The organism is Rhizobium anhuiense bv. trifolii, assembly GCF_024346605.1.
GTDB lineage: Bacteria > Pseudomonadota > Alphaproteobacteria > Rhizobiales > Rhizobiaceae > Rhizobium > Rhizobium anhuiense.
In genome coordinates this window covers 2,603,787-2,627,163 of record NZ_CP098803.1, presented here as the reverse complement: position 1 = coordinate 2,627,163, position 23,377 = coordinate 2,603,787, and the positions used below count along the sequence as shown (strand labels likewise).

The window sequence follows — 23,377 nt, the reverse complement described above, 5'->3', positions numbered from 1 at the left end:
AATGAAAAAAAACTCAGCGGCAAGCTGGTCGATCTTCGATGTGTATTTCGTTCTCGATATTGTCGAGAAGGTCCTCATCGGGTATTTTTTCGTCGCGATCGTCATGCGTGTCCTGCCGCAGATGCAGGATAACCGGGCGATCATCGATTTCCTGCTGATCGTTTCGGAGGGCGCTGCGGCCTTCCTGATCCTGACACGCCGACCGACGAGAAATGCGTCGCTGCGCCTTTTTGACTGGACGGTCACCGCCATCGGCACGCTCTTCCCGCTGCTCGTCTCACCCTCCGCGACCACGCCTCTCGCGCCGCTCGCACTCTGCGGGACGGTGATGGCACTCGGTTTCATCCTGCAGATATCGGCAAAGCTGACATTGCGGCGAAGCTTTGGCTTGGTGCCGGCCAATCGTGGCGTCAAGATCGGTGGACCCTACAAGATTATCCGCCATCCGATGTATGCGGGCTATCTGATGACGCATATCGGCTTCTTCCTGGCCCATCCGAGCTTTTGGAATTTTGCCATCTATGCGACCGCCCTTGCCGCGCAGTGTTTCCGCCTTCTGGCGGAAGAGCGCCTGCTCAAACAGGATCCTGCTTACGAGGCCTTCATGGGCAGAACCCGTTACCGGCTCGTTCCATTCCTATTCTGAAACGACAGACAAATAGATCGAAAAAGAAAGGGCCGATTTCCGGCCCTTTCTTTTATCGGATCAATGCGTTGCCCGGCATGCTTCGGTGCGGGATGCGCCGCTGTCGGCACCCTTGGTGTGGGAGCCCTTGGGGCCAATCATGCTGTGGCACGGAGGCAGGGGGGCGATGCTCGCCGTTGCGGTTTTGTCGACGGCAGGGGTCGCCATGGCGCTCGGGGCGAAACCGTCGCTGTCATTGGTGTAGTCGCTGGAATAGGCCGGGGCCTTGCGGCTGCTGTAATGGACCGGGGCCGGCTTCGACACCGGGCTCGGTGCAAAACCGTCGCTGTCATTGGTGTAGTCGTCGGAATAGGTCGGCTGGGCGAAGGCAGCGCCTGCAAGGCTGACGGCGAACAGGGACGCGGCAAGGGCAAATTTGATGCGCATGGGTCTATCTCCTCAATCTGCTGTTGAATTCCACAACATAAACTAACCCTCGGCACGCACGAGTTCGCGCCCCAATTCAGGCAATTTTGTGAAAAGATGGCGACGTAGCCGCGACCTTTTGTCCAAATGAAATCACAGTGTTGTCAACGAAATTGACGTTCTCGTTACGCAAGCCGCCTAAGCAAAATAACAAAATACGGCACTCACAAAAATGGATCGGCCTGCAATCTTAAATTGTTAACTTTTGGTAATGTAGGCGGAGGGGTGGGGAGGCCTTGGCGCCTCCCGCTTATGATCGGTATGTTGGGTGTCAGTCCTCGTTCGGAATATGCGCGTCGACGCCGGTCAGCTGCAGTTTATTGCGGACATGATGGACGCCATCGACCGAAAGCGCGGCGAGTTCGACCTTGCGGGCGATGCCGATCGTCTCTACCGAGCCTTCCAGGGTGACGACGTGGCCGTCGGCGTGAACCTCGATGCTGTCGATGTCGACTTCAGGAATGTTTTCGAGATTGTCGTTGACCCGCGCTTCGAGGTCGTCGCTTTCATCGCGGTCGATGGTATCGGCGCGCAGCGAATCCTTCAGGCGATTCTCGTTACCGTCCTCGTCCGTGCCATCGACCCGGAAGCCCTTGTTGGGATCGCTGTCAAAATTGGCTGCGGTCTCGCCATAGGGGCGGTTGGCGGGGTCGGCGCCGGTGCCGTCGGCATAGGGCCAGCCGGCGTCGAGATTGCGTTCCTCGAGGTCGCGATAATCTTCTTCGCGGGAAAGCTCAGGCTTTTCCCGGGAGAACTGGGTCTTGTCACCGATCCTTGCCATTGCAGTCGCTCCTTGTTTTTTGCCGGGTTCCTTTGCTGGAAACGCCGGCATCAGCGAATGGTTCGGTGTGGAGGGGATTTGTCAGGCCGACGTTTTTTCCCATTTCTTCACGAGACGCTCGCGTTTCAGCCGCGAGAGGCGCTGCAGCCAGAAAATGCCGTCGAGCTGGTCGACCTCGTGCTGGATGCAGATGGCGAGGAAATCTTCGGCGGCGTCCTCGTGCATGGCGCCTTCTGCATCCTGATAGCGGAATCGGATCGCTCGCGGGCGCGTGACCTCGTCGGTCGCGCCGGGCATGGAGACGCTGCCTTCGGCATGGCTCATCGTCTCCTTCGAAAACCAGGTGATTTCCGGATTGACGTAGAGACGTACGCCGTCGGCCCTGTTGAGCTCCAGCACGGTCACGCGGCTGAAGACGCCGATATGGGCGGCGGTGATGCCGACGCCGGGCGCGGCCCGCATGGTCGCCAGCAGGTCGTCGGCAAGTGCCGTGAGTGAGGAATCGAATGCCGTCACCGGCGCGCAGACTGTCTTCAGACCCGGATGCGGATAACGCAGAATCGGACGGATGGGCATGGGGCTGGCTTCCTCTTAGACGGGCTCTGCTTGGACGGGTGAGGAAACTATCGCCGGCCGCAGGCATTGTCATCACGAAGCACGGTTTGCCGCTTTACGACGCGAATGCTTTGGGCTAGCAGGGGCCAAGAATTCCGGCTGCGGGAGCCTCGCGCGGGATTCGCTTATCCGCTTGTTGACAATGTGTTTTCGGCCGACATTTGCGAATGCGGCACGGCAGTCGTTGAAATTCGAACCAGGTGCGAGGGCGGCAGATGACGACCACCGACGGGGAAGACCGCATTCGCAGGCGTCCTGACGGCGAGGAAGCCGATATCTACGACGAGGACGGCAATGTCCGCAGCGATTTTCTGGCGCTCGTCGGCGCCGCAATCGCCGACCGCGACACGCTGTTCCTGCGCCAGAACGTCGCCCGCCTGCATGAATCCGAAATAGGCGACCTGCTGGAAGCGATCCAGCCGGATCAGCGCCTGGCGCTGGTGCGCCTGCTCGGCGACGATTTCGACATGACGGCGCTGACCGAGGTCGACGAGGTGATCCGCCGCGAGATCGTCGACCAGATGCCGAACGAGCAGATCGCCGCGGCGATCGGCGAGCTCGATTCGGACGATGCCGTCTACATTCTCGAAGATCTCGACAAGGAAGACCGGGAAGAAATCCTTGCCCAGCTGCCGTTCACCGAGCGGGTGCGGTTGCGCCGGGCGCTCGACTATCCCGAAAGCTCGGCCGGGCGCCGCATGCAGACGGAATTCGTCGCGGTGCCGCCGTTCTGGACGGTGGGACAGACGATCGATTACATGCGCGACGAGGAGGATCTGCCCTATTCCTTCTCGCAGATCTTCGTCATCGATCCGACCTTCAAGTTGCTCGGCGCCGTCGATCTCGATCAGATCCTGCGCACCAAGCGGCAGACGAAGATCGAGCAGATCATGCGCGAGACCAACCATCCGGTCCCTGCCGAGATGGACCAGGAGGAGGCTGCTCAGCTTTTCGAGCAGTACGACCTTCTCTCGGCTGCTGTCGTCGACGAGAACGGCCGACTGGTCGGCGTGCTGACCATCGATGACGTCGTCGACGTCATCCACGAGGAGGCCGACGAGGACATCAAGCGCCTCGGCGGCGTCGGCGACGAAGAGCTATCCGACAATGTGCTCTCGACGGCGCGTTCGCGCTTCCTGTGGCTTTTAATCAACCTCGGTACGGCGATGCTGTCGGCAAGCGTCATCGGTCTGTTCGACGCCTCGATCGAGAAGATGATCGCGCTCGCCGTGCTGATGCCGATCGTCGCCTCGATGGGAGGCAATGCCGGCACGCAGACGATGACGGTGACGGTGCGCGCGCTCGCCACTCGCGATCTCGACATCTACAATGCCGGCCGCATCATCCGCAGAGAGGCGGGCGTCGGCATCCTGAACGGAATCGTCTTCGCAACGATCATGGGCGCGATCGCAGGCACCTGGTTCCACGACTACCAGCTTGGCGGCGTGATTGCGGCGGCGATGATCATCAATCTGATAGCGGCAGCCCTTGCCGGCATCCTGCTGCCGCTGCTGCTCGACAAGGTGGGGGCCGACCCGGCGATCGCCTCTTCCGTCTTCGTCACGACGGTGACGGACTGTACCGGCTTCTTCGCCTTTCTCGGTATCGCCACCTGGTGGTTCGGTATCTGAGCCGCCAAAAATTGACTATTACGTAAAAGTCAATATTATCGTCTGTCCGACGACGGGGAACACATGCCGGTGAACAAGTTTTATAGCATAACGGAACTGACGCGCGAATTCGGGGTCTCGACGCGCACGCTCCGCTTCTACGAGGACGAGGGACTGATCCATCCGGAGCGGCGTGGGCGCACCCGCCTGTTTCGACAAGCCGACCGGCGGCTCATCGCAGAAATTCTCCGCGGCCGGCGCATCGGTTTCACCATCGCCGAAATCCGCGAGATCATCCAGGTTTACAAGGAGCCGCCGGGCGAACTCGGCCAGCTGAAGCTCCTGATGAAGCGCGTCGATGAGAAGCGTGACGACCTGCGCCAGAAACGCAAGGATATCGACGACACGCTGGCGGAACTCGACGCTATCGAAGAGACCTGCCTCGGCCGCCTGGCCGAAATCGGCGTCACCACCTGATCACGCGCGGTATTGTCGGCGAATTCATTCAGCCTCGGCGCTGCATTCTGCGGCAATTGTCTGGACCCGCTCGTCGTTCTGTATATCGATCGCGCCCGCCTGAAGTGGCGTGAACAGGGCCTGCGCCTGCAATTTCTCCAGCGTGCACTCGCAGAAGCTGCGGCAGAGAGCTTCGCCCTGCTGCATGACGCAGGAGGCGTTGCATTGCCTTAGGTAAGTCGCAACCGGATCAGGCGCCTGCGGTGGGACCACGAGGGAAAGCCCATAGGTGATACCGATCAATACCGGCTGGTGGATGAGGTAAAAGGCAAGGCTGTGGCGGCCAAGCCTTGCCGGCCACCAGGAACCGGTGCCGATGGCGGCAAGCCGGTGCAGCAGTCTGGTTCTGATGGCGATCGAGGCAATACTTAAACCAGCGAAGAAGGGCGTTGCCCAGGGAAACAGCGGCACGTAGTCGTTGGATCGTTCCGGCATCACCGCAAGGCCGATCCAGGCGAGATATCGGGGATCGAAGAAGGACGAGCGAAGCAGGCCGGGTGGACCGAAATTATCGGTGATCCAGGCGGCAAAGAGCGCGAGCGTGGCGATAAGGGTGAAGGCAAGCGGCAGTCTCAAAAAAACAACGCCGATAAGGGTGAGCACCGCGATACAATGCAGGATGCCGAAATAGATCCACTCGTCCGGCATCGCGATGCGCGTGGCGATCGAGATTGCCGCGGCTGCCGCGGCGATCATGCCGAAGCGCTTCCAAAAGGAGGGCCAGCGAATCTCGGGCTTGCTCGAGAGCACCAGGCTGATGCCGACGATGAAGAGAAAGGTCGTGGCGATCGCCCGGGCATAGATCTTCAGCCAGCCGGTCTCGGCCGTGCCCGGCGCGAGATAGCCCATGAACTCCATATCCCAGCTGAAATGGTAGCTCGCCATGGCGATCAGCGCGACGCCGCGCGCCGTATCCAATAGACCGATGCGCGGCGGTTTTGTCACCACATCGGTTTCCGTTGCCGGCAATGTCATCAAAGTCCCTCGGGCAAATCACGTCCGCCGCTTGACGGCCTGTCGCGGCGAATAGCAGAAAGGTTGAGATTTGATGGCGGGCCGGCATCCATGATCGCCAGTCGCGCCTCCGAGAAGAACTGCCGCCGCGCCAGCACGAAGATGACGATCGCCGTGGTCAGCATGAAGACATAAGGGTTGATGAACCAGCCGAGATAGCCGATCGACAGGAAGATCGCCCGGAGGCCCTCGTTGAAATTACTGCCGGCAATGACGTTCATGCGGATGACGCGTTCGGCGGCCCGCTCGGCGGCGATGACGTCGCGCTCGGTGTCGCGCATCATTGGGATCGAGCCGAATAGGATGGTGCAGTAGTTGAACAGCCGGTAGGACCAGCCGAATTTGAAGAAGGCGTAGCCGAAAAGCGCAGCCAGCCCGCCGACCTTCATCTCGAAAACGGCGTGGCCGCCATGAAAGACGAAAGGCAGGTCGGCGAAGACGGCGTCGACCTTCTCGGTCGCGCCGAGCAAGGCAAAGCAACTGCCGATCGCGAAGATCGAGGTGGATGCGAAGAAGGCGGTGCCGTTCTGCAAGCCGGCCATGATCTGCGTGTCGATCATCTTCAGGTCGCGGCGCAGCGAATTGTAGATCCATTCCCGGCGCCGTTCGGTCATCGCATGGGTCAGGCTGGTGCGTCCGAAGAAGGTGCGGCCGTGCAGCAGCCAGGAATAGCCCATCCAGACGCAGGCAAAGAAGGCCAGAGCGATATAATCCGCCGTCGTCATCAGTGATTCAGTCTCCGCATGAACGCGGCCACTATGCCGCAAGTCGGATTGTGCCGTATGGCCGAGTTCGGCGGCTATACGCGGGCTTTTGGCCATGCGGCACTTCGGCATAATAGAGCCGTCGGGAAACGACAAGGCTTAGTGGACAACCGACCGGCATCTTCCGGAGGGAGCGCGCTGAAATCCCTGTTATCAACGAGCTTGCGTGGCAACCGGCAGACGAGAGCGCACCGTGTTAACCGCTTGTAAAGTTGTGATGGCCAATTGTTCAGGACTGAACCTGAACAGCTGATTCAAAAGTGACCCATGAGCCGGCCGGATTACATCCCGAGTCTCGATGGCCTGCGCGGTGTCGCTGCGCTTCTGGTCGTTGGAGCCCATATTGGCTTTATCTTTCCAATCACAGCTCCGCATCTCGTGTCGATGGGCGACGAAGCTGTCGGTTTGTTTTTTGCTCTTAGCGGCTTCCTGATGGCTCATCTCTACGGCTCACGGCCGGTCACGAGAGAAAACGTGTTGGATTTTCTTGTGAGCCGCTTTGCCCGCATCTACCCGGTCTATCTGGCGGCCGTCGTTCTGGTAGCGATGCTGTCGAGCGTGCAAAATCTGGATTTTGTTCAGCCGATCGCGGGCGGCGCGGATTTTGTGCGCCATGTCTTTCTTCTCGGCTCCAGTGGTGTTTTCTGGTCGATACCACCTGAGATCCAATTCTATCTGCTCTTTCCCGTCCTGTGGCTTTGCTTGGCCCAGCCGCAACGCTATAGCGGCATGATTGTGGGCCTGACCGTGGTCGTCGTCGTGGACGGACTGGTTGAATTGCCAGGCCCGGGAATATTGCTCGTCTCCAAGCTCCCTTATTTTCTTTTCGGCGCACTTGCCGGGATGATGCATTCCTACTGGAGCAGCTGGATTCCATCGACCCTCACGGGAATTTCAACGCTTTTCCTTCTGGCGGTGTTTTTCACTTACAGGCATATCTTCCCGGGCTTTTCCCCTGAATTCTGGAGCCTGCAAAGCGCGGTGGCCGCAGCCGTCATCGTCGGGCTCGTCGCTCGACAACCCCCGATCGCTGCAGATGTCCTGGCAGCTGCACCAGTACGGTTTCTCGGGAAGATCAGCTTTTCACTTTACCTTTTCCATGTCCCCATAATGTTCCTGGCGCGTCTGACTTTTGATGGCTTGATGCCCGAACCGGCGCTCATCGTGGCGACGCTTTTCGTAGCGGTAGCCGGGGCATGGTTCATCCACGAGACGATCGAGGCTCCCGGTCGTCGGCTGCTGGTCAGGCTATGGCAGAATAATCGCACGCGCATGGTTCCGCACGAAACTCCGGCCGATCAAATGGATCGCGCGATCGTCAACCTGCAAGAGATCGAAAAGCGCCTGCTGCACGGCGCTATGCCCGAAACCCAGGATGGGGCCGACGGCACGGTCATTCAGGATAGTCGCGACGAGAAGCTTCGCGCATAGTGCTCAGTTGAGCTCTTGGGCGAGTCCGATGAGAAGCCCTCCAAGCCCGCGGATGTAGCAGAGCCGATACGCGTCCTTGTACTGCACGACTTCGCCCACGAGTTGCGCGCCGCGCCTGCGGAGCCTTTCAAGCGTCTCGTCGATATCATCGACCGTGAACATGACGCGAAGGTAGCCCAGAGCGTTCACCGGGGCATTGCGGTGATCCGCGACAGTGGGTGGCGTGAGGAAGCGGGAGAGTTCGAGCCGGCTGTGACCGTCCGGCGTGCGCATCATGGCAATCTCGACGCGCTGATCGCCCAGTCCAGTGACACGTCCGGCCCATTCTCCTTCGATCGTGGTCCGCCCTTCGAGCTCGAGACCGAGCTCGCCAAAGAAATCAATCGCCTCTCCGAGGTCGTCGACGACGATTCCTACGTTGTCCATCCGTTTGAGCGCCATGCGTTCAATTTACAATGTGTCGTCTCGTCTAACAACGGACAAGTTGTGCAAACCTTCCCATTTGAAATGCTATAGTGACTGACAAGGCGGACCGCTTGGTTTGGCGCATAACCCCGAAAATCGGATTCGATTTTCGGAAAGGATTATGCGCAAACTCAAAGTGCTGGAGCGTCCCATTGGACGCGGGACGCTCTCGTGTGCACCGAATGTCGCACCGGCTCCATGCGATGTCGGTGTGCCGCGCGGATTTTAAACCGGCCCCGCTTATGCTTGCATCCTTGTATTCAGAAGGCGCACCCATGTTTCTCTCGGTATTCGATGTCTTCAAGATCGGTGTCGGGCCGTCGAGTTCGCACACGATGGGTCCGATGTCGGCGGCCAACCGGTTTCTCGACCTGATCCTGTCGAGTGAATGGCCGCGCCCGTCGTCGGGCGCACAGGTCGCAGCCATCAAGGTCAGCCTGCACGGCTCGCTCGCCCATACCGGTATCGGCCACGGCACGGGCAGGGCGGTCATTCTCGGGCTGATGGGCGAGGCGCCCGACAGCGTCGATCCTGACAAAATGGACGGCATCATCGATACTGTGGAGCGCACCGGCCGCATCACGCCGGCGGGCCATCCCGCCTATCAGTTCCAGCCGAAGACCGACCTGATCTTCGACAAGAAACAGCCGTTGCCCGGCCACGCCAACGGCATGATCTTCTCGGCCTATGACAGGGATAGCCGGCTGCTCCTCAAGCGCATCTATTATTCGGTCGGCGGCGGCTTCGTCGTCACCGACACCGAGCTCGAACAGATGCGGGCGAAGAAGAACGCGGCCGGCGGAACGCGCGTCCCCTATCCCTTCGCCACCGCCAAGCAGATGCTTGAGATGGCGGAGCGCTCCGGACTGTCGATCGCGCAGATGAAGCGGGCGAACGAAGAAAGCCAGCGTAGCCGCGAGGAGCTCGATCAGGGCCTCGACCGCATCTGGGAAGCGATGCGCTCCTGCATCGAGCGCGGCCTCAAGGTCGAGGGCATCATGCCCGGCGGCCTCAACGTCAAGCGTCGCGCCCGCCGGATTCACGTCAAGCTCGAGGAGGAGTGGCGCAGCAACCGCGTCAACCCGCTGCTCGCTAACGACTGGCTCAGCGTCTATGCGATGGCCGTCAACGAGGAGAATGCAGCCGGCGGGCGCGTCGTCACGGCGCCGACCAACGGGGCTGCCGGTGTCATTCCGGCGACGATCCGCTATTACGAACATTTCCACGAGGACTGGGATCAGGACGGTATTCGCGACTACCTGCTGACGGCGGCTGCCATCGGCGGCATCATCAAGCACAATGCGTCGATTTCTGGCGCCGAGGTCGGCTGTCAGGGCGAGGTCGGGTCGGCGGCGGCGATGGCGGCCGCGGGCCTTGCCGCGGTCATGGGCGGTACGCCGGAGCAGATCGAGAATGCCGCCGAGATCGCGCTCGAACACCATCTCGGCATGACCTGCGATCCGATCGCGGGCCTGGTGCAGGTTCCCTGTATCGAGCGCAACGCGCTCGGCGCGGTCAAGGCGGTCACCGCGGCATCACTTGCCGTCAAGGGCGACGGCCAGCATTTCGTGCCGCTCGATGCCTGTATCGAGACGATGCGCCAGACCGGCCACGACATGAGCGAGAAATACAAGGAAACATCGACCGGGGGACTCGCCGTCAATGTCGTCGAATGCTGAGTTTGTGGACGCTGGAAGCTTGCTCTTGACGCTCGCTGCCAAAAGGATTTCAACGGCAGCATGGCATTGCATCTCATCAAACTCTGTGTCGGCGCCGACTCGATAGACGATCTGCGCGAATGGGTGGCGGAACGCGCGCTGCGCGCCATTGCCGCCGGCCTCGAGCCGCATTCGGTGCATACGACGCGCATGGTGCCGAAACGCATGGAGGAGCTGCTTGACGGCGGTTCGCTCTATTGGGTGATCAAGGGGCAGGTGCAGGCACGGCAGAAGCTGCTCGGCATCGAGACCTTCACGGACGGCGAGGGGATTTCGCGCTGCCGCCTGGTGCTCGGCCCGGAGGTCATCGAGACGGCGGTGCAGCCGAAGCGTCCCTTCCAGGGCTGGCGTTATTACACTGAGGACGACGTGCCGCGCGACCTGACAAGCCTTGGCGCCGGCATTGCCGAAATGCCCGCGGATCTTCGCCGCGAGCTTACGGAACTTGGCCTGCTGTAAGCCCGTAAATCAGAAACAATTTCCGAACGATTTATGCGTGTGGCAGCCGTCCGATCGGAGACGCTGCCACTCTCCGCAGTTCAGCGCAGGCGCAACTGCACCGGCGCGCTGCCGTCCGGCGAGGTCACATGCAGGTGGATCCGGGCTTCGGGCTGGGAATAGCGCCAGGCGCGCGCGCCATGGCAAAGCAGCAGATTAATGAGATCCCGGGTCTTCGGAGATTTCGCCTTCGGCCGCTGCAGGCCGATCTCGGCCAGGCGCAAAGCCGCCTCGTGCAGCGGATGCAGAGATGAGCGCCCTTTGGTCGCCGTGCGGCGGTCTGAAGGCACTCCCGGAAAATTCTCATTGATCGCCATTGTTTTCCTCGTACGCAATACTGATCGAGTTCAAGAATTGTGGCCGGAAACGCAAACACCGATTCCGGCCGTTACCGATGCCGCCGGCCATCTTGCAGGCAGCATCGAATAGCTCATTGGGCAGCCGCCCAGCACTTGATGCCGGCCTTCTTCAAGGCCTTGCAGGCGTTGACCGCATCGCGCTGGTCGTCGAAGCCACCAAAGCGGGCACGGTAAAGCTGGTCACCTCCAGCGGCGTAGGCGACTGCGAAAGGCTTTGCCGAGGCCAGTGCCTTGCCGCCCTTGCTCTTGGCGCTTTCCAGAAGGTCCATGGCCATCTGCCGGCTCGGCGAGACGCCGACCTGCACGACCCAGCCGGTCGGGCCGTTGCTGATTGAAGCAGCACGAGTCGGGGAGGGAGTGGTCGAAGCGGTCGTGACGTTATCGACAGCGGTATCGCCCTGTTCCGGCGCCATGGAGGCGGACGCCGGCGTCGGTACCGTGACCGAGGCCTGCTGCTTGAAGGTCATGGTCTTGACCTTGGTCGGCGCCGGCATCGGCTGTGCTACCAGCGGATTGTCGGATTTCGACTGAGCGGTCTCGGCATAAGCGACTTCGGTCTCGGCGACCTGATAGCGGGCATCCGGCATCGGCCCCTTATGCGGCAGGCTGAGATCGGCAGCGGTGGCAGAGACCGGCGGCTGCGCTGCGGTGATCGTCTTTGCGACCTGCTGTTGGGCCATTTGCGGCTGAGCTTTCTGCTGGGCCTTCTGCGGCTGGACCGGAGCAGGTGTTTCGATCATCGCCGGGGCAGGGGCTGCCTGGGCGATCAGCGCCGACGATCCACCGCGGCTCGATGCCTTCGGCAGGTAGGTGGCGATCAGATTGCGCATCTGGGCATCGCGGGCAGGCGTCGAGGCGCCGCCGAGCACAACACCGACGATCGATTTGCCGTCGACCTGCACCGAGCTCACCAGGTTGAAGCCGGCAGCGCGGGTGTAACCGGTCTTGATGCCGTCGACACCGCGCACCGAACCGACGAGGCGGTTGTGGCTGCGAATCGTGCGGCTGCCGAACTTGAAGGCGCGTGTGGAGAAATAGCCGTAATATTGCGGGAAATGCTGACGAAGGGCGATGCCGAGGCGGGCCTGATCGCGGGCTGTCGTCATCTGCGCCGTATTCGGCAGGCCGTTGGCGTTGCGATAGGTGGTGCGGGTCATGCCGAGCGCATGTGCCTTGGCGGTCATCAGTTGGGCGAAGCGATCCTCACTGCCGCCGCCTAGCATTTCGCCGAGTGCGGTTGCTGCATCATTGGCCGACAGGGTGACGAGGCCGAGAATGCCCTGCTCGACGGTGATCGTGCCGCCGGCGCGCACGCCGAGCTTGGTCGGCGCCTGGGCTGCCGCATGGGCGGAGAAGGGAACCGGTGTATCGAGACGGATGCGACCCTGCTCCAGCGCCTCGAAGGTCATGTAGAGGGTCATCATCTTGGTCAGGGAGGCGGGGTATTGCAGCCGGTCGGCATTCTCGCTGTAGAGAACGTTGCCGGTCTTGGCGTCGACGACGATGCCCGCATATTTCGGGTTCGCCGCTTCCGCGTCGGCATTCACCGAATCGACCAGGACGATCGTGACAGCCACCGAAAGGATCGCCAGCAGCTTTGCGAAAAAGCTGCCGGATCGGGACGATGATACGGAGGAGACTGACCTTGACACTATTCCACTCTTCGCTTGCATTTTCAGATATTTGGCATTTCGGATATTGGGGCAGGAACCGCACACCTCCCGCCGCACAGCTCGTCTTTCAAAATTACCGGTTGGGCGTTACCAATCCGTTTATGATGAATCGTTTATTTCGCTGTCCGGGGGGCATTTTAGGGACCTGTCGCAGAACGGTTCACAAGACGCGCGTCCACAAAGGTGCGGATAGCGGCATCAATATGTTCCCACTCGTCGAGATGGCTGCTCGAGAAACGGTAGAGAACGCTGAGATCCCTGCCGACCTTGATATCGCGCTGACAATCTCCGCTCGCCGCCTTGTCCGGGGCTGAAGGTAAAATGCAGCGCACGACGTAGTCCGGCCTGCCCTTGAGGGGCGCCGTCAGCAACACTTCGTCACCGTAACCGGCATCGGCGCGAAGACGATGCAGCGTCAGTCCGTCGCGGAAAGGCTCGGCCGGTCCTTCGAGCAGATGCGAATAGATCGGCTCCAGCCGCCCCGACATGTCGCGCGACATGGTGCTCTGTGTGATCTGCAGGAAGATCAGGCCGGAGGATTGAGCGACATCGTCGAATCGAAGGTGATTTTCCTTGCCGTAACCCTGCATTTCGGGCCAGGCGAGGTAGAGATCGACGCGCTCGGCAGCGCCCTCATGCCTTTGACTGGGGAAGCGGATGGCATTTTCCGGGAATTTGACGGTGTCGCGGCCGATGGCCAGCATGATTTCAGCCGTGCTGTCGGTGTTGCCGGCGAGCGAGATATGCCTGCCGAACCAACGGCCGCCGATGCTGATGGCAATAGTCAGGGCCGCCAGAATGGCGATCACCGCCATCGTGCGGAAGAGAAACCCCATGGAAAGAAGCGGTTGCTCGTCGGTTGCGCTGTGCGCGGCATGGCTCATGGTGGTTCTTCGCGTTTCGGTCCGCCCCAGGAAGAACATGAGCCGCCGGTACCGATGATGAATCTCATCGGTATGATCGGATCGGTATGGTTAACAATTTGCTAAGGGGCTGAAGGCAAGCCTTAAAAAAGGGGCGAGCCGTTCCCGGGACAGCGGGAACGGCTCTTGGGCGCCGGTCGGGGACGGGATGCGGGGACTGACCGGGCCGCAGACTGCAGCCGACATGGCCGGCAGGCTTGTTCCTACTTGACGCTACCGACCGCGACAGCGCGGCCGTCCTGAAGCTTCGACCAGCGGGCCGGATCGTCGGCGGACTGGCGCTTCAGATAGGTGTATTCGGTATCCGACCACAGCAGCACCTTGTTGCGCATGTTGTCGAGGATGAAGTCGCCGTGATCGGTGCGGACCGTCAGCACGGCATGGCCTTCGCCATTCGGCTGGAGCACGACTGTTATCAGCGTATCGGACGGCGAGAAGCCGTCGTCGATCAGCATCTTGCGCTTCAGCAGCGCATAGTCCTCGCAGTCGCCGACGGTGGTTGGATAGGCCCAACGCTCTTCGACACCGTAGATCTGCTCATCCGTCATCGGCTGGATCGTCGAATTGACGGCGTAGTTGACCTTGAGAATTTCCTTCCAGCGATCCTCGGTGAGGATGGCCGGTCCGGCATCGCCGCCGACTTCGACACATTCCTTTGGATTCGCCTTGCAGAATTCATAGTGTCCGATCGGCGGGCTGGCATTGCCCGCCAGGGCCATGCTGGCGGGCATCGCCTGTCCCGAACCCGCCATTGCCATGGTGATGGCACCGGCCAGAAGGCCGCCTTTCAGGATATTTGCAGTTGTCATTGCCGTCTCCCCGTAAGTTAGGGTGACAATGGCACAGACGTTTTTACCTCACGCAAAATTACGCAATAGAATTAAAGGCTTAGTTGATTCAAATGCCGATAAAACTTGGCTAAAAACAGATTCGAATGCGCATAAAATTCGAAGCGGATTTGTCGCGAAATCGATTAAAATTGTAATTCACGCAACAAGGCTTTCACCCGCCAAGAGGTTGCGTTGCCGTCCTCATGTTAAGGGTTTTCGTTGAGCCGGATAATTTTCGGTGGCCGGCTGGCGATCTCAGGCGGGGTGCGACCGGCCGGAAAGGTCGCCGGAATGGACCGATTCGGTCGGTTCAAAAGCGGAATATCGCTCAGACCCCTGATGCCGGCGGGAAAATTATTTTTGCTGGATATCGCGAAATCGATCGGTCGCTGCGACGATCGCCGCGCTCATGTCCGGATTTGCGATGGAATGGGCAGCACGCGGAAGGACGCTGAGCTCGCTTTGCGGCCAGGCGCGGGCGAGTTCCCAGGCAGTGACGAGCGGCGCCTCGATGTCGAACCTTCCCTGCAGCAGGATACCGGGAATGCCGGCAAGCCGCGTGGCGTTCTTCAGCAGTTCGCCATCCTCCAGCCATGCGCCATAGCTGAAGTAATGAGTGATGATGCGGGCGCGCGTCAGCAGATAGGCGGGATCAGCCCAGCGGCGCGGCAGGCCTTGGGGATCAGCAAGCAGGATCGAGGCCGCTTCCCAATCATGCCAGTCGCGCGCCGCCTTGAGGCGGGTCTCCGGGTCCGGATCGTTGAGGAGACGATGATAGGCGGCAACCATGTCTTCCTCTCGACCCGGCACCCCTGGGGGAATGGCCTGACGGAAACGGTGCCATTCTTCCGGGAAGAGCGGCGCCATGCCGCGAGAGAGCCAGTCGATTTCCGAGCGGCGGGTGGTGGTCACGCCTGACAGGACGATCGCCGCGACCCGCTCCGGATGGGTTTCGGCATAGGCGAGCGCCAGCGTCGAACCCCAGGAATTGCCGAAAAGCAGCCAGGTGTCGATGCCGAGACAGGTGCGCAGCCGCTCGATGTCGGCCACGAGATGCCAGGTGGTGTTAAGGGAGAGATCGGTTTCGGGATCGGCAGCACTCGGCAGGCTGCGGCCGCAATTGCGCTGATCGAACAGAATGATTCGGTAGGCACCGGGATCGAAATAGCGCCGCGCCGTGGTCGAGCAGCCGGAGCCCGGTCCGCCATGCAGCACCAGCGCCGGCTGGCCCGCCGGATTGCCGCAGGCCTCCCAGTAGATCAGATTGCCGTCACCCGTATCGAGCAGACCATGATCATAGGGTTCGATTTCCGAATAGAGAGCTGACATCGGTGCCCCTGCGGTCGAAGCCGACCTTATCCATCATATCGCTGACAAAGGGAAGATGGGCGAGGGCGGGGCATTCCCGGACGCAAATTACTGCACAATCCTGGGCGACCTCATCGGGCGCCGATCGGTGTCGCAGCTTGTTCCACTCATAATATTATCTACCGACTGGATGGAACGACTTGCGACAGGAATAGACGCTTGCCTTCCAAAGCCGGATTTGTTGCCACTTGCAAAGCTCTTGCCATGAAGTGCAGGCTTTTCAACACGACCTGACCGGGTGCGCGCCGGATCCGGCAATCGCGTTCGATGGAAGCCCGTCAAGAATTGCCCCCGCCACAGAACCCTCGGCAGGGCAGCCTCATTTTCAGCCATTGTTACAGGAATTCGCGCAGCGTCTCGCGGGACTGGATCGACAGGAATTCGATCGCCACGCCTTCGACGAAATGGCGCACAACGCGGCCGCGCATGTTGCCGAGGCGCACCGCCGTCCCGATCGAGGGACGCATCTCGACGTCGACGGCAGCACCAGACAGCGAAAGGTCCATGATGCGGCAGGAATAACGCGTGCCGTCTTCGAGCGTCAGCTCGGTCTTCGTGTCGCGCGGCGTCAGGCGGTCGTGGCGGCGATCTTCCGGCAGGCCGAGTTCATGTTTGTTGGCGAGCCAGGTGAGCTGGGCCGCGAGCTTCTCGCGCTTCCGGTCGGTGGCGTTGATCGACATGGTGAAGCCGCGGCCATCGAGCGTCTGGACATAACCTTCGACGCGTCCGAGATGATCGATATAGGCGACGACGCGTTCGTTGGCGCGCGGCCGCCCGGAGCACGTGACGTACATGTCGCCGGGCGACATGTCGATCACCATGCATTCGAACTCCTCGTAGTTCGCAAGCATCAGCCGGCCCTGCATGTTGATGGGCACACGCTGAAAAACGCCCTGTTCAGGGCGCGGCGCAGGTCGTTGCGTCTGAGCTGGCTGGAACGAGTGCATCAAAGGGCTTCTTCATCAAATCTGAGAGTCCGATCATTACCCGCAATCCATTAACAGAAGGTTGTTCCGTCTCGTCCCGACATAGCCGAAAACGAGTATGCCCGATGTCCCGAAACGAAACCCTCAGCGCGCCTCCGCACTCATCAGCAGCTGCGACACCATGCGGCGCATGACCTGTCCGAAACGGGCGCTTCTGCCGGCGACAATCTCGTTGATGGGGCGCAGTTCGACGGGTGCTGCCTTGCCGAACTTTCCGGGCAGCAGACGGCTGCGGTCGAGCGCCAGGAATTCGAGCGGTACGATCTCCAGCCAGCTCGCAGCCGCAGTCGGGGCAATGGCGCCGAGCAACCGATCACAGGCGCCGTTCGGTGAGCGCAGCGGCATCATGATAATCTCGAAGGAGGCCTGATGGCCGACGGTGCTGTAGCCGGTGGCATTGAACAGGGCGGGCATGGCATGGTCCATGACGCCCATCGCCGTGCGTTCGATATCGGCGTGCTGGCCATGGGCCCAGAGCGATGAAAAACGTTCGCCGCGCAGATCATGGCCAAAGAGATCGCAGATGCGGGTGCCGGCGAGCCGGAAACCAATATCTCCGCCCTCGCGCGCCTCCAGAATGAAGAGACTTTGCAGCAGATGCGGGACGGCGGAGGGTTCGACCTCTGATTTCAGCGGCGCATCGGCAGCGCCGCGGATACGGTTCCAGTAGTCAAAAATTTCGATGGTCGTTTGCACACGCATTTCACACCAACCTGTCCCATTCCGGATCATTTTCGGGCACTCATTGCCCCTACAGGCTCTACCTTGCGGATTTCATGCCAAACCGCGGCGGTTAAGGTTAAGAAAGGGTTTCGGTTGAGGTGCTGCGCCAGTCGTGCCACTGTCCCGCATCGCTTCGACTTTCGAAGTTCAGCACAACCTGCCCGGGCCGAGGTCTTTTCCTCGAACTCCCGACACGCCGTCCGGCACTTCGGACGGCTTTTTTTTTGACAGTCGCTCCTGTATGGCTGTGGCCTCAACGAGGCGATACGCAGATGAATGAGCAGACGGCCGAGCCGAACGAGGCGCCCGAACCTTCCAAGGTCCAGCCGCCGGCACGGCCAGCGCGCGAACCGGTCTTCAACCTTCCGCCGGCACTGTTCTTCAGCCTTTGCCTGCTGGCCGCCATCTACGCGGTGCAGGAGCTCTTGCTCTCCGACGATGCGCTGAACTGGCTGTTCTTCACCTTCGGCTTCGTTCCCGCCCGCTATGTGATTCCGCTGTCGCAGCAGGGGCCGGAGCTGTTCTGGACGCCAGTCACCTATTCGCTGCTGCACGGCAGCGTTCAGCATATCGTCTTTAATGCGTTCTGGCTGATGGCCTTCGGCGCGCCCGTGGTGCGCCGTATCGGGACGCTGCGTTTCGTACTCTTCTGGCTCTTTTCCTCCGTCGCATCCGCTGCCCTGCACGCGGTCCTGAACTGGGGGGACGTGTCGCTTTTGATCGGCGCGTCAGGGGTAATCTCCGGGCTGATGGGCGCTGCCTGCCGATTCGCCTTTCCAGCCGAACGACGGCCGATGCTGCCGGCGCATCTCAATGCCCGGCTTTCCATCTTCGAGGCGCTGAAGAGCCGCACCGTCATCATCTTCATGCTGCTCTGGCTGGTCGGTAACGCCCTGATCGCCGTCGGAATCCCGCTCGTCGGCGACAGCGATCAGGCGATTGCCTGGGACGCGCATATTGGCGGCTTCGTCTTCGGCTTCTTCCTGTTTTCGCTGTTCGACCGGGCGCCGCGCCCGCCTGTGATGGAACCTGCGGGCACCGAGAAGGATGTGTTGCAATCCTGAGCCGGGCAGTGCACGATTGCCTTATCCGCGCTGGGGGGAGAAACCGCCGCGGATGCCTGTGACAAGTGTTTCACGGACATAGGAGGTTCGAATGACCAGTTCAGTCAAAGCAATCCTCGACCTGAAGGGCAGGGACGTCGTCACTGCCGGGCCGAACACCACCGTCGCCGAGGCGGCGGCCATCCTCAGCAAGAAGAAGATCGGCGCGATCGTCGTCGTCGGCATGGAAAACCGGATTTCGGGCATGTTCACCGAGCGCGATCTCGTGCATGCGATCGCCAAGCACGGCAAGGAAGGCCTCGATCACTCGCTCGCTCAGGTCATGACCGCAAAGGTCTACCGCTGCCATGAGGAGACGACCGTCAACGAGCTGATGGAGCTGATGACCAGCCGCCGTTTCCGTCACGTGCCGGTGGAAAGCAACGGCAAGCTTGCCGGCATCATCTCTATCGGCGACGTGGTGAAATCGCGCATCGCCGAAGTCGAGCGTGAGGCCGAGGAAATCAAGGCCTATATCGCCGGCTGAGGTTTTTGCCGGCCGTGCCTGATTGATGTCGCCGTTCCAAACGCCACACGCTTTCGGACGGCATGCATCAGGGCTGGCTAGCGTAGACTTCCTGCATGCGCTTGATCTCGGGGAGCCGGGCTCTGGCTTCCTCGTAGCCGCGTTCGATCGCTTCGCCCGCCCGGTGGAATTCGGAAAGGCCGATATAGCTGAGGCGCGGCTGCAGCGAAATATCCGGCGGGTCGCCGGCAAGACGGGCGCGGGCGATCCTATCCTGGATGATGTTGAAGGCCTGCACCATGACGCCGGTCATGCCGAGGCGCGCATAGGGCGCCTCTTCCTGCTTCTGCACTTCCTGCGGCGAGAGGCTGGCATTGTGCCGGACGACGGCCGAGCGGCCGTACAGGTCGTAGTTGAGATTGACGGCGACGACGAGCGGCTGCTCGTAGGCACGGCAGACGGAGACGGGGACGGGATTGACCAGCGCCCCGTCGACCAGCGTGCGGTGATTGCTGCGCACCGGCTCGAAGATGCCGGGCAGGGCATAGGAGGCGCGCAGCGCTGTAATCAGCGACCCATTGGCAATCCAGACCTCATGGCCGGTATTGACCTCGGCCGCGACCGCGACGAAGGGCCGATCGAGATCCTCGACATTCAGGCCTTCGAGATGTTCCTGCATGCGCTTGGTCAGCCGCATGCCGCCGAAAAGGCCGCTGCCGCCGATGGTGAGATCGAGGAGACTTGCAATCCGGCGCATGGTCAGCGAGCGCGCGAAACTTTCGAGTTCATCGAGTTTGCCGGCGAGATAGCAGCCGCCGACCAGCGCGCCGATCGAGGTGCCGGCAATCATACCGATTTCGACCTTTGCCTCGTCGAGCGCGCGCAGCACGCCGATATGAGCCCAGCCGCGGGCCGCGCCGCCGCCGAGCGCCAAGGCGATCTTGATTTTCTTGACAGGCGCGGGAGGCGGGATCGTCTCCAGCGTCGTGGACATTCCGGAACCAGGACCTTCGCCTTCAGAGCTTTGACGATGCAGACTCCAGCTCAGCATGGCGCTCTCCCCTCCCAGCAGAACACTTGGTTTCCGATAGTGTGCCCGATCAGTTTCCAAATGGTATATAGAAGCGGTTTCTGGCGCAATAAGGAGCAAATGCCGGAGAAATTCGGGCTATTTTCCGTAGACATCGTGTGGATCGAAATGAATCTCGTCGTCGACGATATCCAGCATCGGCTTTCCGTCTCGAAGCGTGATCGTGCGGTAGAAGCAGGAGCGGCGGCCGGTGTGACAGGTGGCGTCGTGGCCGGCGACCTCGACCTTCAACCAGATGGCGTCCTGATCGCAATCGGTGCGGATTTCCTTCACCGTCTGGAGATTGCCGGAGGTCTCGCCCTTCTTCCAGATCTTGCCGCGCGAACGGCTGAAATAATGGGCCGTACCGCTCTGGATGGTCAGCGCCAGCGCCTGAGCATTCATATGCGCCACCATCAGCAGTTCGCCGTCCCTGGCGTCGGTGACGATCGCGGTGATCAGGCCGCGGTCGTCGAAACGCGGCGTGAAATCGCCGGCGTCTTCCAACGCCGACTTGTCCCCGGATGGTTGATTGAAGATCAGTTGACTCATCGCGGCCCTCCTGAGGGAGCCGGTATCAGCGGCTCCGCACCATGGTCATGAAACGGGCCTGATCGGCCGGCTCGGTCTTGAACGTTCCCGTAAACGTGGTCGTCAACGTGGTCGAGCCCTGCTTCTGAACGCCGCGCATCGCCATGCACATATGTTCGGCCTCGATCATCACGGCAACACCGCGCGGATTCAGCGTATCGTCGATGGCCCTGGCGATCTGCGCGGTCATCGTTTCCTGCGTCTGCAGGCGGCGACCATAGATCTCGACGACACGGGCAATCTTCGACAGACCGAGCACACGCCCGTCCGGCATATAGGCGACATGGGCCTTGCCGATGATCGGCACCATGTGGTGTTCGCAGTGCGAGAAGAAGGGAATGTCCTTGACGAGGACCATGTCATCGTAACCGGCGACCTCCTCGAAGGTGCGGCCGAGCACGTCTTCCGCCGCCATGTCGTAACCGGAAAAAAGCTCGCGATACGACTTGACGACGCGGGCCGGCGTTTCGAGCAGGCCTTCGCGCGTCGGGTCGTCACCGGCCCAGCGCAGCAGAACGCGAACGGCTTCCTCGGCCTCCTGCTGGGAAGGGCGATCGGAGTCCCGGTTCGTCTGCGGAAAGTTCTTTACGATGGCGTCCATGAACAATGGTCTCCTGGCCCGCACCGCGGGCCCATCTGTCGGAATCGCCACTGGTCAATCCCATGCGGGAATTCATGCACCTTTGGCAGGCTCCGGGGCTTTCGGGGCAGATTCAACGCCCGTCCGGCACGGTTTCCCAATCAAACTTACAAGAGGCCATTGCATTTTCATGGCCTTCGAACGACATACATATAGGAAGACGGCCATTATATGTAAGTATCCTCGGACGACACGGTGTGTTTTTTGTTTCAATAACAATAACACCCGCAAAGAGGCCGATCCGCAGCGATTTTGGAGCGGAAATCCAGCATGGATGACATCTACAACAGCAAGATTCTCGAATTCGCAGGCAATATTCCGTTGATCGGCACGTTGGCGGATGCCGATGCGACCGCCCAGGCCCATTCCAAGCTCTGCGGCTCGAAGGTGCGGATCTGGCTGAAGATGGATGGCGATACCGTGAGCGGTTTTGCCCATGACGTAAAGGCCTGCGCACTCGGCCAGGCCTCGTCCTCGATCATGGCCCGCCACGTGGTCGGCGCCACATCGGGCGAACTGCGCCAGGCACGCCTGGACATGCTTGCCATGCTGAAGGCCGATGGAGCGGGGCCGCAGGGACGGTTCGAAGATATGCGTTATCTTCTGCCGGTGCGTGACTACAAGGCTCGCCATGCTTCGACGATGCTGACCTTCGATGCCGTTGTCGATGCGATCGGGCAGATCGAGGCGAAACGGGCGGAAGTTGTCGAGGCGTAGCTGACATGTGCGAGTTGTGCGTCCGGCAGGTTGATGATGAGGACGACGGCGGTGCCGCCGGTTCCGACAAGCCGCGTGAAAAAGCCGCACGTATCTCCCGCAACTATAACGGCCCGTTCCGCAAGACCCCCGACCGCTTGCTCGGCATGGGGCTTATCCGCCTCTATCAGCTTACGCTTTCCGGCTTTGTCGGCAATTCCTGTCGGCACATCCCGACCTGCTCCGAATATGGCTACGAGTCGATCGCCCGCCATGGCCTGTGGGCTGGCGGCTGGATGACGCTGTTTCGCGTCGGCCGCTGCGGCCCGGGCGGCACCAGCGGCCTCGACCAGGTGCCGGAGAGGCTCGGCGACCGCTTCCGCTGGTGGACCCCTTGGCGTTATCTCGCTCTCGGACGCAAGAGAGGGTGAGCGCCATGACGATGCCCGGTGAATACAGGCGTGCATCGGAGGATTTCGACAGCTATCTCGATGATGTGAGAGCCGATGCGCTGATCGACAGCCGCAATGTGGTCTACACGATGACCCAAGGGGTCTTTCAGACATTCCGCTGCCGCCTCGATGTCGCAGACGCACTCCGGTTCGCCGATGTGCTGCCGCCGGTGCTGCGCGCAATCTTCGTCTCCGACTGGAACCCGCATGACGCCAAACGGTCCTTTGAGGATCGTGCCGCGATGACGCGGGAGGCGCAGTCACTGCGCGGTGACCATAATTTTGCCCCCGACACTGCCATCCGAGACGTGGCAAGGGCTGTGCGAAAACATGTCAACGTCGCCGCATTCGACAGAGTGCTGAAGACATTGCCCGACGGCGCAGAGGAGTTCTGGCGGCCATGAGCACCTTCATCGCCCTCCTGCACAGCATTGTCCTGACGCCCGATCGCCGCGTTATCATGCAGGATTTGCGCGCACTTGCCGAAGAGCTCGGCTATCGCGAGCCGCGCACGCTGGTTTCCACTGGCAATCTCGTCTTCGAGGCCGACGATATGCGGCCGCACGAACTTGAAGTCGCCCTCGAAGAGGGTTTTGAAGAAAAGTTCGGCAAACATGTTGATATCATCGTGCGCAGCGACTGCACCTGGATGGCGCTTTGCAGCACCAATCCTTTCAAGGACGGTAATGGTGACCAGGTCATCGTTCGGGTAATGCGCCTGCCGGTCGACCCGAAGAAGGTGGAGGCGCTGAAACCGCTGCTGACCGAGGGACAACGCATCGCCGTCGTCGGCGGCGATCTCTGGATCGATTTCGCCGGCAAGCCGAGCCAATCCAAGCTGCTTTCGGCGCTGACGACCAAGCGGCTCGGCGTCGGTACGATGCGCAACTGGAACACGGTGTGCGGTCTGACTGAAATGATCATCTAGGCCGGCTTCTTCTTTACTCACGTAGGAAATCTGAGTATCAGGCGGCA

Annotated in this window: 28 protein-coding genes; 12 read left to right on the top strand and 16 right to left on the bottom strand. The window is 60.9% G+C overall.

Annotation, left to right across the window (positions count from 1 at the left end; translation table 11 throughout):
* Nucleotide 1 precedes the first annotated feature (1 nt).
* A complete protein-coding gene (locus NE851_RS21705) occupies nucleotides 2-646 on the top strand; it encodes a methyltransferase family protein (RefSeq protein WP_047615318.1) in 645 nt (214 codons plus the stop codon).
* 60 nt (nucleotides 647-706) lie between these two features.
* Here NE851_RS21705 and NE851_RS21700 read toward each other — a convergent pair whose 3' ends face one another.
* From NE851_RS21700 to NE851_RS21690, 3 genes are all read right to left on the bottom strand, one after another.
* Nucleotides 707-1,072 (bottom strand): hypothetical protein, encoded by a 366-nt coding sequence (locus NE851_RS21700; RefSeq protein ID WP_047615317.1) that lies wholly within the window; start codon nucleotides 1,070-1,072, stop codon nucleotides 707-709.
* 310 nt (nucleotides 1,073-1,382) lie between these two features.
* Entirely contained in the window at nucleotides 1,383-1,892 is a 510-nt protein-coding gene (locus tag NE851_RS21695) for a BON domain-containing protein (protein ID WP_097623408.1), read from the bottom strand.
* 81 nt (nucleotides 1,893-1,973) lie between these two features.
* Nucleotides 1,974-2,468 (bottom strand): peptide deformylase, encoded by a 495-nt coding sequence (locus NE851_RS21690; RefSeq protein WP_097623409.1) that lies wholly within the window; start codon nucleotides 2,466-2,468, stop codon nucleotides 1,974-1,976.
* A gap of 254 nt (nucleotides 2,469-2,722) precedes the next feature.
* Here NE851_RS21690 and mgtE point away from each other — a divergent pair, with 254 nt between their 5' ends.
* Together mgtE and NE851_RS21680 are read left to right on the top strand one after the other, a co-directional pair.
* Nucleotides 2,723-4,138, top strand: coding sequence for a magnesium transporter (gene mgtE, locus NE851_RS21685; RefSeq protein ID WP_047615313.1), 1,416 nt, complete (start codon nucleotides 2,723-2,725; stop codon nucleotides 4,136-4,138).
* A 63-nt stretch (nucleotides 4,139-4,201) separates the two neighbouring features.
* Complete coding sequence (locus NE851_RS21680; protein WP_018242133.1) at nucleotides 4,202-4,594, top strand: MerR family transcriptional regulator; 393 nt, start codon at nucleotides 4,202-4,204, stop codon at nucleotides 4,592-4,594.
* A 24-nt stretch (nucleotides 4,595-4,618) separates the two neighbouring features.
* On the opposite strand, the gene NE851_RS21675 is transcribed toward NE851_RS21680, so the two are convergent.
* The gene (locus tag NE851_RS21675; RefSeq protein ID WP_097623410.1) at nucleotides 4,619-5,608 is read right to left on the bottom strand and encodes a heparan-alpha-glucosaminide N-acetyltransferase; all 990 of its coding nucleotides are present in this window, start codon (nucleotides 5,606-5,608) and stop codon (nucleotides 4,619-4,621) included.
* On the bottom strand, nucleotides 5,608-6,372 hold the full coding sequence (locus tag NE851_RS21670) for a DUF599 domain-containing protein (RefSeq protein WP_097623437.1): 765 nt from the start codon (nucleotides 6,370-6,372) through the stop codon (nucleotides 5,608-5,610). The genes NE851_RS21675 and NE851_RS21670 overlap by 1 nt, the downstream gene beginning before the upstream one ends.
* Before the next feature lie 306 nt (nucleotides 6,373-6,678).
* On the opposite strand from NE851_RS21670, the gene NE851_RS21665 reads away from it, so the two are divergent.
* The gene (locus tag NE851_RS21665; RefSeq protein ID WP_254957539.1) at nucleotides 6,679-7,842 is read left to right on the top strand and encodes an acyltransferase family protein; all 1,164 of its coding nucleotides are present in this window, start codon (nucleotides 6,679-6,681) and stop codon (nucleotides 7,840-7,842) included.
* Nucleotides 7,843-7,845: 3 nt separating this feature from the next.
* Here NE851_RS21665 and NE851_RS21660 read toward each other — a convergent pair whose 3' ends face one another.
* Nucleotides 7,846-8,283 (bottom strand): VOC family protein, encoded by a 438-nt coding sequence (locus NE851_RS21660; protein ID WP_254957537.1) that lies wholly within the window; start codon nucleotides 8,281-8,283, stop codon nucleotides 7,846-7,848.
* 299 nt (nucleotides 8,284-8,582) lie between these two features.
* Here NE851_RS21660 and NE851_RS21655 point away from each other — a divergent pair, with 299 nt between their 5' ends.
* Together NE851_RS21655 and NE851_RS21650 are read left to right on the top strand one after the other, a co-directional pair.
* Nucleotides 8,583-9,986: an L-serine ammonia-lyase gene (locus tag NE851_RS21655; protein WP_127431650.1), complete on the top strand. Its 1,404-nt coding sequence runs from the start codon at nucleotides 8,583-8,585 to the stop codon at nucleotides 9,984-9,986.
* 60 nt (nucleotides 9,987-10,046) lie between these two features.
* Nucleotides 10,047-10,484, top strand: coding sequence for a DUF1489 family protein (locus tag NE851_RS21650; RefSeq protein ID WP_047615304.1), 438 nt, complete (start codon nucleotides 10,047-10,049; stop codon nucleotides 10,482-10,484).
* Between the two features lie 80 nt (nucleotides 10,485-10,564).
* Here NE851_RS21650 and NE851_RS21645 read toward each other — a convergent pair whose 3' ends face one another.
* From NE851_RS21645 to NE851_RS21615, 7 genes are all read right to left on the bottom strand, one after another.
* The gene (locus NE851_RS21645) at nucleotides 10,565-10,840 is read right to left on the bottom strand and encodes a hypothetical protein (protein ID WP_047615302.1); all 276 of its coding nucleotides are present in this window, start codon (nucleotides 10,838-10,840) and stop codon (nucleotides 10,565-10,567) included.
* Between the two features lie 113 nt (nucleotides 10,841-10,953).
* Nucleotides 10,954-12,555, bottom strand: a complete 1,602-nt coding sequence (locus NE851_RS21640; RefSeq protein ID WP_127431649.1) for a D-alanyl-D-alanine carboxypeptidase — start codon at nucleotides 12,553-12,555, stop codon at nucleotides 10,954-10,956.
* 137 nt (nucleotides 12,556-12,692) lie between these two features.
* A complete protein-coding gene (locus NE851_RS21635) occupies nucleotides 12,693-13,478 on the bottom strand; it encodes a hypothetical protein (protein ID WP_097623414.1) in 786 nt (261 codons plus the stop codon).
* A 203-nt stretch (nucleotides 13,479-13,681) separates the two neighbouring features.
* Nucleotides 13,682-14,287, bottom strand: a complete 606-nt coding sequence (locus tag NE851_RS21630) for a transglutaminase-like cysteine peptidase (RefSeq protein ID WP_047615296.1) — start codon at nucleotides 14,285-14,287, stop codon at nucleotides 13,682-13,684.
* A 375-nt stretch (nucleotides 14,288-14,662) separates the two neighbouring features.
* Entirely contained in the window at nucleotides 14,663-15,637 is a 975-nt protein-coding gene (pip, locus tag NE851_RS21625; RefSeq protein ID WP_127431648.1) for a prolyl aminopeptidase, read from the bottom strand.
* 374 nt (nucleotides 15,638-16,011) lie between these two features.
* Nucleotides 16,012-16,623, bottom strand: a complete 612-nt coding sequence (locus NE851_RS21620; RefSeq protein WP_047615292.1) for a PilZ domain-containing protein — start codon at nucleotides 16,621-16,623, stop codon at nucleotides 16,012-16,014.
* Between the two features lie 123 nt (nucleotides 16,624-16,746).
* On the bottom strand, nucleotides 16,747-17,394 hold the full coding sequence (locus NE851_RS21615; RefSeq protein ID WP_174824517.1) for a PAS domain-containing protein: 648 nt from the start codon (nucleotides 17,392-17,394) through the stop codon (nucleotides 16,747-16,749).
* A gap of 263 nt (nucleotides 17,395-17,657) precedes the next feature.
* Between NE851_RS21615 and NE851_RS21610 the strand changes: the two genes are divergently transcribed.
* Nucleotides 17,658-18,449 (top strand): rhomboid family intramembrane serine protease, encoded by a 792-nt coding sequence (locus NE851_RS21610; RefSeq protein ID WP_097623416.1) that lies wholly within the window; start codon nucleotides 17,658-17,660, stop codon nucleotides 18,447-18,449.
* Between the two features lie 91 nt (nucleotides 18,450-18,540).
* Nucleotides 18,541-18,975 carry a CBS domain-containing protein gene (locus NE851_RS21605; protein WP_011652090.1) on the top strand — a complete coding sequence of 145 codons (435 nt, stop codon included), beginning with the start codon at nucleotides 18,541-18,543 and terminating at the stop codon, nucleotides 18,973-18,975.
* A gap of 67 nt (nucleotides 18,976-19,042) precedes the next feature.
* Here the strand turns inward: NE851_RS21605 and NE851_RS21600 are convergent, their stop codons facing one another.
* The 3 genes from NE851_RS21600 to folE form a co-directional block, all read right to left on the bottom strand.
* Nucleotides 19,043-20,005, bottom strand: a complete 963-nt coding sequence (locus NE851_RS21600; protein ID WP_047615287.1) for a patatin-like phospholipase family protein — start codon at nucleotides 20,003-20,005, stop codon at nucleotides 19,043-19,045.
* Between the two features lie 117 nt (nucleotides 20,006-20,122).
* The gene (gene hisI / locus NE851_RS21595) at nucleotides 20,123-20,575 is read right to left on the bottom strand and encodes a phosphoribosyl-AMP cyclohydrolase (protein ID WP_063473934.1); all 453 of its coding nucleotides are present in this window, start codon (nucleotides 20,573-20,575) and stop codon (nucleotides 20,123-20,125) included.
* A 25-nt stretch (nucleotides 20,576-20,600) separates the two neighbouring features.
* Nucleotides 20,601-21,215 carry a GTP cyclohydrolase I FolE gene (gene folE, locus NE851_RS21590; RefSeq protein WP_047615284.1) on the bottom strand — a complete coding sequence of 205 codons (615 nt, stop codon included), beginning with the start codon at nucleotides 21,213-21,215 and terminating at the stop codon, nucleotides 20,601-20,603.
* A 309-nt stretch (nucleotides 21,216-21,524) separates the two neighbouring features.
* Between folE and NE851_RS21585 the strand changes: the two genes are divergently transcribed.
* The 4 genes from NE851_RS21585 to NE851_RS21570 are packed head-to-tail and all read left to right on the top strand — an operon-like array spanning nucleotide 21,525 to nucleotide 23,330.
* Nucleotides 21,525-21,971, top strand: coding sequence for an iron-sulfur cluster assembly scaffold protein (locus NE851_RS21585; RefSeq protein ID WP_097544331.1), 447 nt, complete (start codon nucleotides 21,525-21,527; stop codon nucleotides 21,969-21,971).
* A gap of 5 nt (nucleotides 21,972-21,976) precedes the next feature.
* Nucleotides 21,977-22,381 carry a membrane protein insertion efficiency factor YidD gene (yidD, locus tag NE851_RS21580; RefSeq protein WP_097544330.1) on the top strand — a complete coding sequence of 135 codons (405 nt, stop codon included), beginning with the start codon at nucleotides 21,977-21,979 and terminating at the stop codon, nucleotides 22,379-22,381.
* Nucleotides 22,382-22,386: 5 nt separating this feature from the next.
* Entirely contained in the window at nucleotides 22,387-22,806 is a 420-nt protein-coding gene (locus NE851_RS21575) for a DUF2267 domain-containing protein (protein ID WP_097544342.1), read from the top strand.
* A complete protein-coding gene (locus tag NE851_RS21570) occupies nucleotides 22,803-23,330 on the top strand; it encodes a DUF1697 domain-containing protein (RefSeq protein WP_047615277.1) in 528 nt (175 codons plus the stop codon). The genes NE851_RS21575 and NE851_RS21570 overlap by 4 nt, the downstream gene beginning before the upstream one ends.
* The last annotated feature ends 47 nt before the right edge of the window (nucleotides 23,331-23,377 follow it).